This is a genomic window from Staphylococcus sp. EG-SA-2 (assembly GCF_017152085.1).
The window spans coordinates 1-254 of the sequence record NZ_JACYHC010000370.1; the positions used below are offsets into that span (position 1 = coordinate 1).

Genomic DNA, 254 nt, shown 5'->3' on the forward strand with positions numbered 1-254 from the left:
AACAAATAAATTCGGTATTATCGGTACTGATGATTTAAAAGAAGAAGGCTATATCGCTCATATTTTAGGTGTAAATGCTGAAGAAGGCGATGAAATTACTGAGTATTTAAATGAAGTCATTCATTAAGGTTCTCCACCAAATGTGGTGGGTATATAATTTAAAGAACTATTTTAAATTACAACTTTTAGAGTTTTTATTATTAGGCGGCCAGTCCATTATTGGGCTTGGTTGTCTTCTTTTTTTCTCCTTTGTA

The 254-nt window shown here is 31.5% G+C and carries 1 protein-coding gene; it reads left to right on the top strand.

Translation table 11 applies throughout. The features are described 5' to 3' along the window. The coding region (locus IDG60_RS03445; RefSeq protein ID WP_206160498.1) for an SAV0927 family protein at positions 1-127 on the top strand (127 nt) is incomplete at its 5' end. Between the last annotated feature and the right edge of the window lie 127 nt (positions 128-254).